General features: G+C 53.7%; 23 protein-coding genes. 18 read left to right on the top strand and 5 right to left on the bottom strand.

All coding sequences use genetic code 11. The features are described from left to right. The first annotated feature begins 49 nt into the window (after nucleotides 1–49). Genes E1K68_RS13580 through E1K68_RS13570 form a run of 3 tightly spaced genes read left to right on the top strand, consistent with a single transcriptional unit; the run spans nucleotide 50 to nucleotide 860 of the window. Entirely contained in the window at nucleotides 50–472 is a 423-nt protein-coding gene (locus E1K68_RS13580) for a hypothetical protein (RefSeq protein WP_212614227.1), read from the top strand. Beyond that, nucleotides 469–660: a hypothetical protein gene (locus E1K68_RS13575; RefSeq protein WP_034136250.1), complete on the top strand. Its 192-nt coding sequence runs from the start codon at nucleotides 469–471 to the stop codon at nucleotides 658–660. The genes E1K68_RS13580 and E1K68_RS13575 overlap by 4 nt, the downstream gene beginning before the upstream one ends. Further along, on the top strand, nucleotides 657–860 hold the full coding sequence (locus E1K68_RS13570; RefSeq protein ID WP_212614226.1) for a hypothetical protein: 204 nt from the start codon (nucleotides 657–659) through the stop codon (nucleotides 858–860). The genes E1K68_RS13575 and E1K68_RS13570 overlap by 4 nt, the downstream gene beginning before the upstream one ends. On the opposite strand, the gene ykgO is transcribed toward E1K68_RS13570, so the two are convergent. Beyond that, on the bottom strand, nucleotides 861–1,016 hold the full coding sequence (gene ykgO, locus E1K68_RS13565; RefSeq protein WP_019816741.1) for a type B 50S ribosomal protein L36: 156 nt from the start codon (nucleotides 1,014–1,016) through the stop codon (nucleotides 861–863). A gap of 123 nt (nucleotides 1,017–1,139) precedes the next feature. On the opposite strand from ykgO, the gene E1K68_RS13560 reads away from it, so the two are divergent. The 6 genes from E1K68_RS13560 (at nucleotide 1,140) to E1K68_RS13530 (ending at nucleotide 7,288) form a co-directional block, all read left to right on the top strand. Beyond that, nucleotides 1,140–1,883, top strand: a complete 744-nt coding sequence (locus tag E1K68_RS13560; protein ID WP_068967259.1) for a hypothetical protein — start codon at nucleotides 1,140–1,142, stop codon at nucleotides 1,881–1,883. Beyond that, nucleotides 1,880–2,443 carry a siphovirus Gp157 family protein gene (locus tag E1K68_RS13555; RefSeq protein ID WP_212614225.1) on the top strand — a complete coding sequence of 188 codons (564 nt, stop codon included), beginning with the start codon at nucleotides 1,880–1,882 and terminating at the stop codon, nucleotides 2,441–2,443. The genes E1K68_RS13560 and E1K68_RS13555 overlap by 4 nt, the downstream gene beginning before the upstream one ends. 144 nt (nucleotides 2,444–2,587) lie before the next feature. Then, complete coding sequence (locus E1K68_RS13545) at nucleotides 2,588–4,885, top strand: hypothetical protein (protein WP_244858806.1); 2,298 nt, start codon at nucleotides 2,588–2,590, stop codon at nucleotides 4,883–4,885. Nucleotides 4,886–5,195: 310 nt separating this feature from the next. Next, nucleotides 5,196–5,561, top strand: coding sequence for a hypothetical protein (locus E1K68_RS13540; protein ID WP_212614223.1), 366 nt, complete (start codon nucleotides 5,196–5,198; stop codon nucleotides 5,559–5,561). 57 nt (nucleotides 5,562–5,618) lie between these two features. Next, nucleotides 5,619–6,335 carry a hypothetical protein gene (locus E1K68_RS13535; RefSeq protein WP_212614222.1) on the top strand — a complete coding sequence of 239 codons (717 nt, stop codon included), beginning with the start codon at nucleotides 5,619–5,621 and terminating at the stop codon, nucleotides 6,333–6,335. A gap of 83 nt (nucleotides 6,336–6,418) precedes the next feature. Beyond that, on the top strand, nucleotides 6,419–7,288 hold the full coding sequence (locus E1K68_RS13530) for a hypothetical protein (protein WP_212614221.1): 870 nt from the start codon (nucleotides 6,419–6,421) through the stop codon (nucleotides 7,286–7,288). A gap of 9 nt (nucleotides 7,289–7,297) precedes the next feature. Here E1K68_RS13530 and E1K68_RS13525 read toward each other — a convergent pair whose 3' ends face one another. Next, entirely contained in the window at nucleotides 7,298–7,987 is a 690-nt protein-coding gene (locus E1K68_RS13525; RefSeq protein WP_212614220.1) for a hypothetical protein, read from the bottom strand. Between the two features lie 54 nt (nucleotides 7,988–8,041). Next, complete coding sequence (locus E1K68_RS13520) at nucleotides 8,042–8,269, bottom strand: hypothetical protein (RefSeq protein ID WP_212614219.1); 228 nt, start codon at nucleotides 8,267–8,269, stop codon at nucleotides 8,042–8,044. 70 nt (nucleotides 8,270–8,339) lie between these two features. Here E1K68_RS13520 and E1K68_RS13515 point away from each other — a divergent pair, with 70 nt between their 5' ends. From E1K68_RS13515 to E1K68_RS13495, 5 genes are all read left to right on the top strand, one after another. Further along, the gene (locus E1K68_RS13515; protein ID WP_212614218.1) at nucleotides 8,340–8,777 is read left to right on the top strand and encodes a hypothetical protein; all 438 of its coding nucleotides are present in this window, start codon (nucleotides 8,340–8,342) and stop codon (nucleotides 8,775–8,777) included. A gap of 588 nt (nucleotides 8,778–9,365) precedes the next feature. Next, nucleotides 9,366–9,629 (top strand): hypothetical protein, encoded by a 264-nt coding sequence (locus E1K68_RS27815; RefSeq protein ID WP_244858805.1) that lies wholly within the window; start codon nucleotides 9,366–9,368, stop codon nucleotides 9,627–9,629. Next, nucleotides 9,593–9,961, top strand: coding sequence for a hypothetical protein (locus E1K68_RS27810; protein WP_244858804.1), 369 nt, complete (start codon nucleotides 9,593–9,595; stop codon nucleotides 9,959–9,961). The genes E1K68_RS27815 and E1K68_RS27810 overlap by 37 nt, the downstream gene beginning before the upstream one ends. Further along, entirely contained in the window at nucleotides 9,942–10,349 is a 408-nt protein-coding gene (locus E1K68_RS13500; RefSeq protein ID WP_197865148.1) for an HNH endonuclease, read from the top strand. The genes E1K68_RS27810 and E1K68_RS13500 overlap by 20 nt, the downstream gene beginning before the upstream one ends. Then, entirely contained in the window at nucleotides 10,325–10,558 is a 234-nt protein-coding gene (locus tag E1K68_RS13495; protein WP_169922059.1) for a hypothetical protein, read from the top strand. Before E1K68_RS13500 ends, E1K68_RS13495 begins: the two co-directional genes overlap by 25 nt. Before the next feature lie 35 nt (nucleotides 10,559–10,593). Here the strand turns inward: E1K68_RS13495 and E1K68_RS13490 are convergent, their stop codons facing one another. Then, nucleotides 10,594–10,785 (bottom strand): hypothetical protein, encoded by a 192-nt coding sequence (locus E1K68_RS13490; RefSeq protein WP_232246151.1) that lies wholly within the window; start codon nucleotides 10,783–10,785, stop codon nucleotides 10,594–10,596. A 176-nt stretch (nucleotides 10,786–10,961) separates the two neighbouring features. Between E1K68_RS13490 and E1K68_RS27805 the strand changes: the two genes are divergently transcribed. The 4 genes from E1K68_RS27805 (at nucleotide 10,962) to E1K68_RS13475 (ending at nucleotide 14,381) form a co-directional block, all read left to right on the top strand. Then, the gene (locus E1K68_RS27805; RefSeq protein WP_244858803.1) at nucleotides 10,962–11,192 is read left to right on the top strand and encodes a hypothetical protein; all 231 of its coding nucleotides are present in this window, start codon (nucleotides 10,962–10,964) and stop codon (nucleotides 11,190–11,192) included. Between the two features lie 11 nt (nucleotides 11,193–11,203). After that, entirely contained in the window at nucleotides 11,204–11,440 is a 237-nt protein-coding gene (locus tag E1K68_RS13485) for a DUF4224 domain-containing protein (RefSeq protein WP_032872120.1), read from the top strand. Nucleotides 11,441–11,444: 4 nt separating this feature from the next. Beyond that, nucleotides 11,445–12,509, top strand: coding sequence for a tyrosine-type recombinase/integrase (locus tag E1K68_RS13480; RefSeq protein WP_212614216.1), 1,065 nt, complete (start codon nucleotides 11,445–11,447; stop codon nucleotides 12,507–12,509). 591 nt (nucleotides 12,510–13,100) lie between these two features. Further along, nucleotides 13,101–14,381 (top strand): ImmA/IrrE family metallo-endopeptidase, encoded by a 1,281-nt coding sequence (locus E1K68_RS13475; protein ID WP_212614215.1) that lies wholly within the window; start codon nucleotides 13,101–13,103, stop codon nucleotides 14,379–14,381. A gap of 361 nt (nucleotides 14,382–14,742) precedes the next feature. Here the strand turns inward: E1K68_RS13475 and E1K68_RS13470 are convergent, their stop codons facing one another. Continuing rightward, complete coding sequence (locus E1K68_RS13470) at nucleotides 14,743–15,858, bottom strand: DUF3800 domain-containing protein (RefSeq protein WP_212614214.1); 1,116 nt, start codon at nucleotides 15,856–15,858, stop codon at nucleotides 14,743–14,745. Nucleotides 15,859–16,176 lie beyond the last annotated feature (318 nt).

The raw sequence follows: 16,176 nt of genomic DNA, 5'->3' as shown, positions 1-16,176 counted from the left end.
ATGAGTGTTGACGAATACAGGTGAACAACCCGCCACTTTGGAGGCGACCATGTCAGCACTACGCAAGACTCAGTTTGAGCACGACGAACAACTACCGCCTCCGGTGAGCGAAGCCGCTCAGCAATTGGCTCGCAGCGAATGGCTGTACAACGCAGCCGAAGAGCTGGCCAGAGGTGGCAGCGTGATGTTCAAGCGCCACTTGCACCCACAACAAGGCGTCACGGCCTACCAGTTCGCACTGGCTGTCGATGAGTACGCCAACAACCTACTTGCTGACTGCGGCGTCGACACTCCAGCCCTGGGCTACTTACTGATCGCAGGGATGGCGGGTTCGAGGGTGAAATCGGAAGCTCTGGAGCTACTCGGCCGGAGCGACCATCCACTGGGAAAACTAGGCGAGATTGCCGAACGCCTCCTTCAACCTTTGGCTGATGACGCTCTTATCGCCCAGGCCGAGGACAACGAACTGTGAGCCCCTACGTTGAGATCGATAAAGCGTTGTTTGCGCTTGAAGATCCAGATAAGCCCGCTCTCGACGAGATCTTGGCTGAGGGTTTGATCGTCCGCCACTTTACTTCGGGCGCCATCAACGCAGAAGAATTTCATTGGTATAGCGCACGCCTCCTGGATGTCAGCCGGCGGCGTAAGGAGATTCAATGAGTACCGCACCGGTTAAATCCCTGATCGACGAGCAGCTTGAAGACATCAGCGCTCACAACCTGCGCGAGGCCTACAGCCTGGCCGAACGACGTGGTTTCTTCGGTCCACCGGTTGAGCAATTCGCAGAACCAGGCTACGGCGGTCGAGTGCTCCAGGTCCTGCGCTACCGGGTTCAGCAGCAGGATCAGCAAGCAAGCTGATCAGCCTTTACCCTTGTTTTTGTTCTTCGCACTGCCCTGCCGCGCTTTGAATTTTGGATTGGATTTACAGATCACGTAGATCCGGCCGCGGCGCATAACGATCTGGCAGTCACGGTGACGGTTTTTAGCTTCTTTGAGTGAGGACAGCACTTTCATAGGTGAGGCTCCTTGCGTTGAGTTGAAATGTTATTACGTATCTTAAATACGAATAAGAACGTTTATCAACTCTTATTTCCCCTTCCCCTTTTATCGCTGCGAGCATCGCGGCAAGGATCTCTCATGACCACAAACACGCGAATTTGGGACCAAGTCGATACCACTGATCCAAGCGCAACAAAGAACTTCACCGGCATGGGCGGCTTTAAAGGCACCGCCATCAAACCTACCTACCTGATGCATAAGGCCACCGAAGTGTTCGGCCCTTGCGGTGAGGGCTGGGGCTGGACGGTGCTTGAGGATCGCTACGACGAAGGCGCCCCGCTCCAGGCTCCTACCAAGGAGTGGCCAGATGCTCCGCGCATCAACGCCAAGCTGCACACGCTGAAAGTGGAGCTGTGGTACCTGGGCAAGGATGGGCAGAAGTGCACCATCGTGCAGTACGGCCACACGCCGTTTGTGTACCTGCAGAGCGGAAAAATCGTGACCGACTGGGAGGTGTCCAAGAAGTCGCTCACTGACGCTATTGGCAAGTGTATGCAACCACTCGGCTTCGCCGCAGACATTCACATGGGCTTATTCGACGATCCAACCTACGTCGACACCATCGCCGAGGAGTTCAAGCTTGAAAAGGCGGAGGACAAAGACGCCGAGATGCTTCGCCAAAAACAGGAGCGTGTCGAGTGGCTTGCTTCCGCGGTCGAGACCATCGGCAAGGCCGTCACTACACACGAACTCAAGCTACTGAACGTGAAGTACATCCGTGAAGCCACCCGCCGCAATGAGCCTACCTTCATTGCACGCATCACTCGCGCATTCGAAGAGCGCAAAGCAAGCCTTGAGAAAGGCACGGAGGCAGCAGCATGACCCAGCTCTACGCACTCACCGGCAAACTCGCCGAGCTTCAGGCCATGGCCGACACCGATGATGAAGGCCTGAAAGAGGCTTTGCAGCACGCCATGGACGAGGTGCAAGGCGATTTCAACATCAAGGCTGACAACATAGTCATGTTGCGCCGCAATATCGAAAGCGACGTGACAGCCATCGAAAACGAAATCGAGCGCTTGGCCGAGCTCAAGCGAATCAAGTCCAACAGCGTGTCGCAGATCAGCGACTACCTGCGCCGCAACATGGAAGCAGCCAACATCAAGTCGATCAAGCGTCCGCTCTTCACCATCACCCTGGCGATGGGAAGTGAACGGGTGGTCGTTGATAACGAAGACGCAGTTCCGGACGAATTGACCTCTGTGAAATCAAGCATCACGCCAGACAAAAAGGCCATCGCCGCCAAGCTCAAGGAAATCCGCGATCACAACGAGGCGGTGCGCAAGCGAATGGATGCCGGTGAGGACGCCGAACACGAACTGCTCGAAGAGCCCACATGGGCGCACCTTGAGCGCGGTGATAGCTCGATACGGATCAAGTGAGGGCATCATGATCAGCAACCACCTAAGCCTGGTCGAGGCACTACGGCCAGCATCAGACGAACTTGCAGCAGCTATTGACCAGTACCTGGCGGCTGGCGGCTGGCGGCTGGCGGCTGGCGGCTGGCGGCTGGCGGCAAGATCGAAGTGGCCGAGCCGTACCACTACAAGCCCAAGCCGATCACCTATAGCAACCGGATGCCACCAACGCCGAAGCCATTCGTTCGGCGCAAGGTTGAAGCGAATACCCTCCCCCTCGACAAGACCGACATCCGATCACGGGACCGGCTCAAGCTGGTTGAGCAGATACACCAGTTGGGCGTAACACTCACCAAGACCGAGGTGGCCGCCGAGCTTGGTGTTAGTCGGCGGCTTATCTACAACTACGCCGCCAGGTACGACATCACGTTCAAGCCGCCAACCCGCGGGGGCGCCCAGAATCTTGTGCGGAGGGAAACCGACGAAGCCCGCGACGCGAAATACGCCGAGCGGATCCGTGCATTCCTGGAACTGGGGATACTCGTCGCCAATGCTGCGGAAAGTTGGCGATCGGCAACAAGGCCTTCGAGCGGATCATTTCCGCCCATGGCATCGACTACCCAAAACGATCGTAGAAATTTGCCGGAAACGTTAGATTTCGAACATCGCAAACAAGCAAAACCCCATCATCAAGGAGCAAAGGAAATGCTAGAAAACATTAACGAATCGGGTATCACCAGTCAGGTCGTCGACAATATCTCAGCGCTTAAGGCACTCGTTGCAACGGCGAGTGAGGCGGTTTACGTGCTTGGATATTACGTGCCTGGAGATGGAGGCGGAGGTGTCTATCGCAGGGATCCTAACGATGCCACCACACCGGACAATAAAGGAAGCGTGATCGTTGGTGAAAACGGCACCTACCGTTGGAAGCTTTGCCAAGCTACGCCTTATACCCTTAAACAGTTCGGCTGCAAGGGCGACGGAATCACTGACGATACCGCCGGGTACCTGGCTTGCTTCAGCACTGGACTACCTGTGCATATTCCGTCTGGTCGATACAAGGTAGCGCCGATTGGACCGGCCGTTATCTACCCGGAAGGGCGGGAGCCGAATCGGACCTCCGCCGTGACGCTAAGCACCGGCCAGAACATTACAGGAGAAGGTGCGAGCTCGGAATTAATCTGGGGCAACACGACCAAGCAGGCCTTTTTCAGAGTAGTTAACGCCAAGAATATTGTGGTCTCAGGCATCAAATTCACGGGTGGCTACTCTGCGATTATCATCGATCCGATTGCTGATGGGTCGGTTGAGGATGTTGGGCTTAAGAACTGTACCCTAGATGGGCAGTTGATCGGTCTGCTCGGCGGTCGCCAGTACGCATTGGACCCCACTGGATCCAAGTACTGCTCGAATATCTGGATAGAAACCTGTGACCTTCGAAATATTGTCGTTCACGGCATGGTAGCTACTAACTGTTATCGGCCCCGAGCCACGAGTAACAATTTTGAGTCCTTCACTGGCGGCTTTTGCATAGACTTCTCCCAGGGAACTCGCGGGGGAACTATCAGCAACAACACTGGCAACAATGTCCTGCACTTCTGCAAGATAGAGTCGTCAAACATAGGCTTGAACGGGCAACCATTACTTCCGGATGCGGCAACCGTCGCAAGCCGCGACTGCGTTATTACTGGAAACAACATAACTGGAATACAGCAATTAGGCATTTTCTTTAACAGCGGCACTGACAGACTGATTGCATCTTCCAATATCTTGCAAGGCTCGTTCACTGTCGCGATAAGCATCGGCTCGGTCACGGGCTTTACACACGACGGCCAAATTATCATCTCGGAAAACGTCCTGAAGTTGCTGTCCATCAATGCCATCGGTATTAGGTCCCAGCTCAATACAGCGACACAGCCTCCCCTGATTGAAGGAAATAGCATCAGCGGAGGCTCAATTGGTATTGACTGGCAAATACCACAGGCAAGGTTTGTCGGCAACAACATTACGTCCATCAATACCGGAATCCAGATAAGCGCAGCCGTTAAAAATATCGACTTGCTTAACAACCATATTACTGCCTCCTCCGCTATAGCCGGTACTGGGACTGCTGCATGGAAGGGGCTAAGGGCTAGAGGCAATACGATCAATGTCACGGAATGGTCGTTTTACTTAGGGTCTATTGGAAGCCTTGGATTTTCTGAGTTTTCCGAGAATAGCGTAATCAATCAAACCACGCGGGCCAACGGGTCGTTGTTGATCAACAATCCAAGCTCTACACGTTTCGCCATGAACACATTTAATCTTCCGCCTGCCTCAGGAGGGTCGATTGTCACCATCGGCAGTGCAACAAAGTGTTCATTGCTAGGCAACATTTCTACGGTGGGTTTTAAAGTGGCGGCCCCCGATGCCACAACAACAGCACAAACGTTGAATAACATCACGGATGCAAGCTACATCCCCTGAAACTCGGACACCATCGAGGAGTGGCGTCCCGACATTAAAAAGCACTGAGAAGGGCTCTGCCACTACCTCGATATGGTAACTGGCTGCAATCACTCATAGCCGTATTCCTCCTATTCCAGTACCGAAAAGACTGGATCCAGGCCGCCCAAATAGCGAATTGGTCAGCCCGGATCCAAGTCGATGGCACAACATAGCCACATACGAAAATTCACACCTGATGCCCTTGTGAACCGCATCAACTACCAGGTGCGACAACGCCGGCGCCAGGCATGACTTGATTTGCCAGCACATGAAATCGAAGAGGTAGGCCATGGCCGAGGAAGAACAACAGCCGACGGCGGGAGCCTTGAAGCAGCGCCGCAAGCGCGAGAAGGCAGCAGCGAAGGACGCTGCATTGGGCGTCGAGAAGTTTACGGTTGAAGTCGCCGGCGTATTCAAGGCCGACCTAAAGCGCCTGATGAAGCAGCACGGCTTCAACAACCAACAGGAAGTGTTTCAGAACCTGCTGCGCAACGTGATCGCCGCCGACTTCGAAACTGCGGCGCAGATGCTCAATTGTGTCACGACACCTTTTGTAGTCACCGAAAAGGTGTCGCAACTAATCCGGGCGGCCGGCCTGAAGTCGCTCGCCGACGACCCACTCGAGCCTGAAGACGAAATCGAAACACCAGCATAACCCACCCTACTCGCTGCATCCGGTAACCGGAGGGCGGCGCCTGACTGGAGATAATCCATGAAAGAGCATGCAAGCGCCGCACTCACCGCCCGCGTCGCAGAAGACTTGGCCCAGCACCAATACACCCAGCTGGTGAATGAAAGTGGCGTTGAGGTATGGCGCTGCGCACGGCCAGGTAGCAGCTGCTACGGGTTCGACATATGCGTTACCCGCTTCGGCATGAGCATGATGGGCGATATCGGCCCGCTCGTCTTCCACGTCGGCGCCAGCTACGGCATCAACTTCTTGCGCCACCAGAGCGACGGGTATCTCCATGAGAAGCTGGACGGCGACATCAAGCGCGTAGTGATCGACTTCGACGCGATCCGCGACACCGTGTGCGAATGCGTTGCCGGCCGGATCGATTACGAACTACCGAGCGATGAAGTGCCTGAATGGATTTCTGATATCCCGAACAAGGGTGCCACCCTGGAGCGGGCCGAACAACTCGTTGAATGGCTGCGAGAGCGCGATGAGGCAGACGACGAGCGCTTACCTTTCGCCGAACTGGCTGATGTAGTTGAGGAGGTCGAGACCTTCGCCGATGGCCGCGACAGCGAGGTGGTGCTGGCCTATGACTTCCTGCGCGAACACGAAGAACTGATCGGTGGCAGCGACCTCTGGGAGTCGACGATCAGCAAGCCATGCCCAAGCCTGATGGCTCGCCTTTACTACGTGCGCCAGGCCGCTAACGCCATCATGGCAATCAAAGACGCGGCCAGCGCCGCCGCCTGATCCGGCTCCATGCCGGTCACCCGTAATACCCCATATCAACGAATCACGCCAGCCGGCGAGGCAATCGGCTGTCTGAGGCAATTATGAATCCCTACCTAATCACCGGCCCGGCCCAGATCGGCGTCTCCGGAGGCCGAACCAGCGGGCAGATGCTACGCAAGATCCTCGACGCCCACGGTGGAAAGCTCCCTGCTGACGTTCACGCCTTCTTTCAAAACACCGGTAAGGAACGTGAAGAAACGCTGGTGTTCATCGATCAGATCGACAAGCGCTGGAAAGTTGGCATCGTATGGATGGAATGGTGCCGGGTGTATGGCCAGCCTGACGATGCACCGTGGTACAAGCTGGTAAATTTCGAGACGGCCAGCCGCAACGGTGAGCCCTTCACGATGATGCTCGAGTACTACGCGGCGTATCGGAAGGCAGAAAAGAACCTTCCGCCGGTGCTACCAAACTTCTCCAACAACATGTGCACCGCATACCTGAAGGTGAAGATCGGCGAGAAGCACATGCGCGCCCTCGGCTACACCGAATGGGATTGCGTCGTCGGAATCCGATACGACGAGCCGAAGCGCTATCACCGCATGATGGCTGCCAATGACCGAGGCGGCACCCGCTGGGACAACGTTTGCCCCTCCTACACTGCCGGCGTCACCAAGGAGAATGTTGCCGCGTTCTGGGCGGCCCAGCCGTTCGACCTCGCCATAGATTCCGACTTCGGCAACTGCGACCTGTGCTGGAAGAAGAACGAAGGCAAGCTGATCAAGACGATCATGGATGACCCGTCGCGAGTGATCTGGTGGTCAGGCACCGAAGAACGGTTCGGCCAGGTATTCCGGCAGGATCGTGCCGACTATAAAACGATGGGATGGTCTGCCGAGCAACGATCCCGGCAAACCGATTTCGATTTTTGCTATCTCGCGGAAGATATCGACTGCTTCTGCGGTGACTAATAACTCAACCTATGACTGGATCTTATCTTCCCGTACGAAGCCAACACCGCCTAAGTCAATAACACTATCTGGAACAAACCTGCAAACCCCATCTACTGTATCGCGCTCCTTATAAAGAACACTGATTACAATATCGTCTTCCGGAGAATATTGCGGCCACCTAAATTTGAAGTCAACGCTTTCGCCCCGATCTAATTCTCTGAAAGTCGCGAAATGATGTGCATGTTCGCCGTTATTAAGAACCAGTATTAAGCTATATATTTGGGCTCCGTCATTAAACAACCTACATTCTACGATCCAGTAGCCATCTTTAAATTCAACATTGCCACCTTGCAAATGAAGAATTGGGCGTAGGCTTTGCCGATAACGAATAGCCTCTTCACGCCTGGCCTCGCGCTCATGCTCAAGCGTTTTCAATGAGACGTCGGCTAACAGCCTCTGCTGCTCGACAGCGTTTTTCAATTCATCGCCCTGTAAATTTAGAGCCGCCGTTCCTTGTCGTAACTCTATACCCTGCTGGAAAAATCCAAGCACAAGCCAGAGAATTGCAAGAGGACCAAATGCTCCGGCGAGAAAATCTCCAACTTCATTTAAGTCCATCGTTGAAAGATTGCCAATTCGATCCCCTATCAACCACCATGCGATTCCTAAATACAACGCTGAGAGCAGCATCCCCAAAATTGCTAACAGCCGACCCATGGCAAAGCCTCCTTAACTAAGTTAATGCCAACCAAGTTTGAATAACCATAAAAATTACACCTTAGCAATTAGCCTTGCTCCAACCTCACGACCAGCAACCTGCGCCAGGCCACGGTCAACATAGGTTCGGTCACCCGCAACAACCGGCACTACTACCTCACCACCACGCTTTACCTCGACGTTGATACGCCAGGTCTCCCGGCCTTCCTTGTCCTTGTCGCACTCCATGTAGTTCCAAACCTGAAAGCCTTCTATCTCATCGTAAATATCGTGCTTGGTCATGGTCCAGCCCATTTATAGGAAGGGTCCATCGTAGCACTACACCCCGGGCATGGCCCGGCAAGGACTCCCCATGCCTACAGAAAACAAAACCATCGGCCAGCAGCGCCTACATCGGATCATCGCTGCGAACGAATTCCTTAGGGTCATCGCCAGCTGCGGCCGGTGCTTCTTTCGTAACAAGGGCGCCGGGCACGATGCATACCTCGCTCTCAATGGCCGCCGCAACATCGTCTGGCTGTTCGATGACTGCACCGGGGGCCGCATCAACGTTACGAGGGAAGGCCGGTGGGATGGCTTCTCGCACGGCGGCACACTGAAGAGCCTGGTTGGGTCTATCGGTGCGTTTGTACTCACTGGCAAGACGATGCGATACGGGTATTTCCAGCCCGTGATGGATAACGGTTTCGAGAATCCGTGGGGCTATGGCGACGACATTTTGATTGTTCGCAATGAAGGCGTGCGCCTGGGCTTGATTCGCAAGCCAGACGAGCAAAAGAAGGCAGCATGAGGCACAGCGAGCTCCGGTGTCGTCACTTCAGTTTCCGGTAGTGCGGGCCACTATTTTCCGGGTTCCTAAGCAACGAGGATAATACGTGCAGCCCATGAACTTGGTGCCCCGGCGCCTGCCTACTTTAGCAATTCGAACTGCCATGGGGCTGCCACAGAGTAAGCATAGGCCAAGCGCATCCCACTCAGTCTTGGGTGGTTTCAATCGTTCGACTTCTGCAAGCCTTGCTTCCTCCAAGGCTTTGTCATGGGCTGTTCGCCGAGCGGTCTTCCACGAGTCCAATTTAACGAGGCCGAAAATTACGCCACCGATGCCCAAGAACCAAAGAAAGCCGGTGCCGCCTCCTCCTCTGCCGCCGCGTCCACCTCCGCGAGAGCTCCGCCCACCTCTTCCGCCGCGAGCTTGAACTTGCCCACTGAGGATCAAAAGTGAGCCCAGCAGCAAGATACGCCTAGAAAATTTGCTTTCCATTTGTTCGGTCCCTGATCGCTTGTAGTCAAACCTTAGCAACTATCGGCTTTGACCGGCATAGATAGTTTTAACCCCTCCCCCTTCAAAGTAAGCCGCTATAGCGGCAAGGACGAAGTCATGCCTGAAGAAAAAGTCGTGATGTACGAACCCCCACAAGCTGCCAGCATCCAAACCGTCACCGGCTGGGTAGGCGCTGATGGCCGCTTCTGGGGCAAAGATGAGCATATGGCGCGCTGGTGTGGCGCCACCCATCGCCACTGCGAGAAGAATCCAGATCATCCGATCCACGAGATTCGTAGCTACTGCCTTGTCACCAGGAAAGCCGACAAGCGAAGTTTGCAGCGATGCCCGTCAAGGAATGGTCTGGCGAACCGTTGGTAATATTCGATAGCGACCAGTACTTCTTTGACGAAGACAGCCTACGTGACTTCCTCATCGACAGCGATATCGACCTGGCAGACCTGCAGCTTTGCATCTGTGAGCCGAACATGCCTCGCGAGATCGATCCTTCGAACGTCTTCAGTGATGATCTACCTGACGACGGTGAGATCCGTGATCAGCAGCTTGTCGCAGCATTCGACCTACTGAACGAAATGATTCGCCAGTCCGAGCCACTTTCGTGGTCAGAAGGCGGGTACGCCGCTCAACTCCCTCAGCCGCTCATCGACGAGATCACTGCCGCGAGGGCCGGCCATGCGCTTGAAGAAAGCTGAGCGCGAGCAAGTTCGTTTGAAGTACGGCGGGCACTGCGCCTACTGCGGTGTACTGCTGGGTGACCGGTGGCACGCTGACCACATGGAAGCGGTATGGCGCGAGCCCGAACGGGTGAACGGTCTGTACACCGGCGCCATCGTTATGAGCCGCCCAGCGAACCATGCCATCGAAAACATGATGCCCGCTTGCGTCCCGTGCAATTTAAGCAAGGCGGCGATGCCCTTGGAAGTATGGCGTGAACGCATCGCCGGGCACCTCAACTCCCTCAACAGTTACCACCCCATCTACCGCCTGGCTAAGGCATATGGCCTGGTCGCCGAGACCGGAGCCCCGGTGGTGTTCTACTTCGAAAAGGAGACCCTATGGGCTACATCAACCCACTGTTAAAGTTGCCATCTGGCCGCGCCCTTTTGGATCTACCAGCAGAAGATAGGGCGCGGATTGAAGCCGTAATGCGCGACCTGCGCGACCAGGCCAACACCGAGGCGGAGAACTCCTGGAAGCGCCGCAAAGGCCCCATGGCCGCCTACTGGCGAGCCGTCTCTACCTACGCGCGCCACCTAGCGCATGCGCTTTCTCACAAACCACTGCCCTAACCCAAATCCCCCTACATGCCTGCCGGTGCGTTACTTCATGGCAATTGACTATCGACCCAGCGCTCAGCCGCCGCCATCGCATCATCAAGTGCCGCCGGATAGTCAGGCCAGGGGCCTTCCAACTCTGCTGCAACCTCACCCAAGCCATTGATGGGTGCAGGTTCAATGATCTTTGCAGCAACAGGGCTCTGGTCGTTCGGGCGACGCCAATCGAACTTGAGAAACATCACGTGGCCCCGGTAAGCGTGCGCTATCGGAGCATCGAAGTTGTGTGACACGTCCATGCCTCATCACGAACTAAGTTGAACCCTTTTGTACACCGCTTCGGTCCTGTTTGAAAGATAGGCAGAAAGCTATCACTCCAATCCCCTACGCGCCGCCCCAGCGCGGCTAGGACACCCCCATGTTCGCTATGAAACTCACCCTGACTGTACTGGGCGCCCTGTTGTACCTGGTAGGAACCCTCGGCTGGTTCTTCTGGGCTGGGCCTGACCTTGTTGGCACAGGCACCAACGAGGCACTGCTCTACGCCTTCGCCGGCACATGCGCCTGGCTGCTGACCTCCTTCGGCCTGGCAATCCAAATCATCAAGACAGCTCGGCCCACAGGCTCACTCCACATACCAGAGGCATAGAGGTGCACACCATGGAAATGCAAAGCGAAACCCTTGCCGAAGAAGAAATCGCGGCAATCACTGGCTATATGATCCCGTCGCGCCAGATCGCGTGGCTCAACCTGAATGGATGGAAGTACGTGCTGACGCGGGCGCGCCGGCCGGTAGTGGGCCGGGTATACGCCCGGATGAAGCTGGCAGGCGTAAAACCCTCAGCAGAAAACGTTGCGGCCGAAGCCTGGTCGTTGGACTTGTCACGAGTAGGATAAAAAGATGCGAGCGAAAAAGGCGGCAAACAGGGACCTGCCGCCGCGAATGATTCGGCGCGTACGCACGTTGAAGGGTGGCAAAGAGTGGGTTGGCTATTACTACGACGGGAGGAATGAAGACGGGAAGCGGGTGGAAATCCCGCTCGGGGGTGATTTGGATATCGCCAAGGCAGAATGGGCAAAGCTTGATTGCAAGCCGGTACCAAAGAAGAACGCCCTGCTGGCCCAGGTGTTTGACCGGTATGAACGAGAGATCATCCCAGGTAAGAAGCCCAAGACCCAAAGCGACAATTTGCTGAGCCTCAAACAGCTGCGCAAGGCTTTCAATGACGCCCCCATTGATGCAGTTTCGCCACAGATCATCGCGCAGTACCGGGACAACCGGACCGCCAAGGTTCGAGCCAATAGGGAGATATCCCTGCTATCCCACATCTACAACATTGCGCGGGAGTGGGGACTCACCGAAAACAACCCCGCCGCCGGCGTGCGCAAGAACAAAGAGGTGCCGCGCGACTTCTACGCCACCGAGGAAATTTGGGGCGCCGTGTATGCAGTCGCAGCCTCGGAACTACGTGACGCTATGGACCTGGCCTACCTGACTGCTCAGCGCCCGGCGGATACGCTGTCCATGCGGGAGGCGGACGCCGTGAACGAATTCCTGCAGGTGTCCCAGGGAAAGACATCGAAGAAACTACGCATTCGCCTAACCGCTGCCGGCGCACTCAATGATCTGGGCGCCTTGGTTGCAAGGCTGATAGAGCAAAGACGCTCCCGGGGCGTACGAAACCCTTACCTGATAATCACCGAAGACGGCAGGCAGGTGACTAAGCACATGCTCCGGCTACGCTTTGACGATGCTCGCGACAAAGCAATCGCCATCGCCAGAGAGGCAGGCGACGGTGTTCTTGCATCTAGTATTCGGCAGTTTCAGTTCCGTGACATCCGCCCGAAAGCTGCCAGTGAGATTCTGGACCTGGGCGATGCCAGCCGCCTGTTGGGGCATACGGACAAGCGGATAACCGAGACGGTTTACCGTCGTGTTGGGGAGATTGTGAAGCCGACACGCTGACCGCGATCAGCGCTAGGTTGCGGAAACTGCCGGAAATGATGCGGAAACGATCAGTCTGTAGAGATTTTTCTGAGACAACCCCCAGAAACGCAAAAGCCCCGCTTTCGCGAGGCTTTCGTGTAAATCTTGGCGGGAAACCAGGGATTCGAACCCTGGAGACGCTATTAACGTCCGCCGGTTTTCAAGACCGCTATGCAAATTCAAGCGGGCCAATGCCCCGAAACCCGTCGGCGTTCCATTACTCATGGCAATCGGTCAGGCTACAGACCGCATTCTGCAAGGGGTGCGTTTTGAGTTTGGGAACCGTTTTTGTCCTCCCGAGCATCATGTCGAATGAAGGCAAGCCACGGAATTGCCTAAAGAATTACAAATACTTTGCGACTGCTTTCGGCCAAAAGCTGACACTCAACGATACATATCAAACCGGAAAAGATTGAACAGGAACCTACTCCACCCTTCAATTGGCTTATCAAGTAGTCGCTCTCCATCGACAGCTAGAGTGTCGCCTCGAATAATCAACAATACGCATAGGAAACTCTACTGCGCTATCGGCTATTCTCAGAGCCCAATCAACAGGATTTCTGCGTAAATATGGAAATTGAGAAGCTAAGCACTTACGCCAAGGGCGATAAATTTGAAGAGCAGGTTTTTCAGTTCCTGTCTCGTGAGATCGATGAGGGGCGCTTCTTCTGTCGACCTGAGAACTGTCAGATCTACAGAAAAAGAGGCTATTACTCACGCGATCGGGACGACGCCATCATCTTCGATATTTCGATCGAGGTGTTCCTGCCGGGTCTCGAAAAACCATCGATGATCATCATAATAGAATGCAAAAACTACAGCGGCACTGTTCCCGTATGCGACATTGAAGAGTTCAGCTCAAAGGTCAGTCAGGTTACCGGCTTCAACGTCAAAGGGATCTTCGCCTCCATGAGCGCATTTCAGTCCGGTACGTTCAACATTGCTCGCAACAGAGGCTTTGGCCTTCTGCGGTATTTTGACCAATCTGAGTTTCGATGGGAGCTTCCTCGTGCGTTGCTGACAGGAGCTCAAAGCGCAAAATCGCGTAAGCGTGCGGAAATTGAATATGCTCTAACACATCCTGACTTTCGGCCCACTATCTACAGCGCATACGCCGTCACTCCGTCTGGTTACACGGATGGGTGGGACGGTATCTGGAGAGGCCTCAGTTTAGAAGCTGCTTTCAGTGAAAATGAGCTGAGATTGATTCATCCGCCCATACCTGCGGCCAAGCCGCGTGTTGCCTTTGTCTCAAAAAACAGCATCGAAGACTTGGCTGAACGGGTATTGAAGTCGATATGCTACATCAGAGGCGATGTAGATCTGAACAAGCTTGTTCTCCATGAGAAAAATACCAATGGCTTGAATGTGCGTTTTATTGGGGAGAGCCGCTCAGCTCTGGGTAGCATTACTTTCAGCCCCCTGGAAATAAAAATCTTCACCGCCGACGAACAGTCGTCCTTGGCCAGGTTCACACTAGCCCATGAGTTAGGACATTATTTCCTCAGCCATGGACGATATATGACGCGCGAAAGCATTCAGTCTCGGGACATTGATCAAAGCCAGCTCATCACGATTCCAAAGGGGGAAATCGAGCGACTTGAATGGCAGGCAAACACGTTTGCCTCATGCCTGCTTATGCCCCGAAATGAGTTCAATACGGTACTGAATCTTTTGATCAAGCATCATGAAATTCGAAACCGAGGGCATGGCGTTCTGTATTTGGATGGACAACGTGACAATGTAGATAATTTCTGGAAAATCGCGACAGCGCTAAGTAAGTACTTTAGAGTGTCTTTGACAGCGACTCGATTGCGTATGAAGGCATTGAATCTTCTAGTAGAAGCCTGAGTGAAACATTTGAGTTAGGCTAGATGCGGCAGAATGGAAGACTCAGAACAATTGAATAACTTTGAAAAACCTGCGTGAGAAGCTGACAATTGGAGTGAGTCGTCTCAAGCTTTAGATATACCCTTGAACGACAGCTTTTTGCCGGTGACTTGCATCTAGTATCTGAAGCTGATTCGAAGCTGCCACAAATTGATTTATCTCACGGCCTGATGCAGCAACGATCAGTTGCTACTGAACTATGGTCGCGTCTAACATACTAAAGTATGTTGCCGACTCCAGCCTCTCCAATGCCTCAAACTGAGTCGGCTTCCCTAGGGCTGACGCGACCTCCATGCATTCGACGAATGAAGGTATGATGCAGTTATTTTTTAGGCTGGGAGAAACGGACACAATCGCTAAAACCATCTAATACTTGGGAGTTTGTATTCACACCGAATGATTGCAGGAATTTTTTTGCAAACACATCCTTTGGACCTTCTGCTCCTTCGCCTTTATTTAAATACCGCGAAATTGAGCTTACAAAAAGGTCCGCAATCTGCATGAGGGGAGAACGTTCAGAGTTCTCGGCTTCAACTATGTCAACATACAAGCGGTCGTTGAAAATAGATTTTGCTGCATTTCTAAGTTGAAGCTCAATCTCCATCATTGAAAGCTTATCTTTAGACTCCTCTTCGGAATCTTTACGGAACTGTAGGTTTCTGGGAAGAACAGCTCGTCCTGACGTATCCTCCTCCTTGATACCCTGGATAACCATGTGGTAGAAGAGCTTGTTAAGCGTGTCGTCGAGGTTCGTCAGGCCACTTCTGAGAACTCCAATTCCCTTAAATGAGATTGAGGAGGAGTTTTCGATAATGGCGTTCAGAAGCTCACAGTAGGTATCTAGGTTACCTTTGTTTATTTCTTTGAAGTGCATTTCGCCCTTGAAGCCAATAGACTGCTTTTTTTGGTTAATTGCGTTAGTTATCTTTATCGTTTCGTAGCTTCGCAATACCCATACGCTACCGACTAATAAGTACTTGCTGGTCTTACCACTTTCGTCCGCATATATGCAATATATTGGGAAGGTCGGGCGTTCCTCAAGTGCACGTTGCTTTTCTTCATCCTCCAGTTTTCCTCTGCGCTTTCTAACTTCAGGAGAGGCGATGAACATTTTAAGATCATTCTGTACTCTTGCCCGTGCCCGCGTGATGCTGTTTAATCGTTCAAGCTTAGGATAGTTCTCTTGCAAAATATTTCCGCCACTGTAGAGATCTCCTTGAAATGTTTTCCAGTAATGTAGCTGGCAAGCAATATCTGAGTCACGAGCATTAGTGTAGTGATTCAGAATCCAAGCAACTCTATCTAACAAGCGTTTAGGACTATTTCTGGATATCGCAAAGAGTACCCGTTGCTTTTCAGCCTCAAAGTTTTTTGTTAAGGGAGTGTCGATTTGGTCTAAATCTTCCATCTCTTCAGATATAGCTGCAATCTCGTTCATACAGAGTCCCTTCAACAATATGAGTTGGCCAATAGCCAGCATTACCTCTGGCAGGCGGCGGCGTCAACTACCTCCCCTCTAAATTTCAGTCCTCCTACTGCAGGCACCTCACGGCCGTGATGGACGGCATTGTGAACGCCCTGAGTCTCGTAGACATTCTCATAGGCCGCTTATGGCCGATTGCCGACCGTCTCCACAGGCAGCTATGGGTCGATAGCTGCTGGTCGAAGATGACTGCTATCGACCCAAAGTGGTCAATGAGCTACCCGCGATAGCAGCACCGAATGGCTATCCAGTGGCAGGGTGAAGGCAGTTTCT

This window comes from Pseudomonas sp. B2021, assembly GCF_018135665.1.
Lineage (GTDB): Bacteria > Pseudomonadota > Gammaproteobacteria > Pseudomonadales > Pseudomonadaceae > Aquipseudomonas > Aquipseudomonas lactis.
This window is presented reverse-complemented; position numbering and strand designations above follow the sequence as displayed.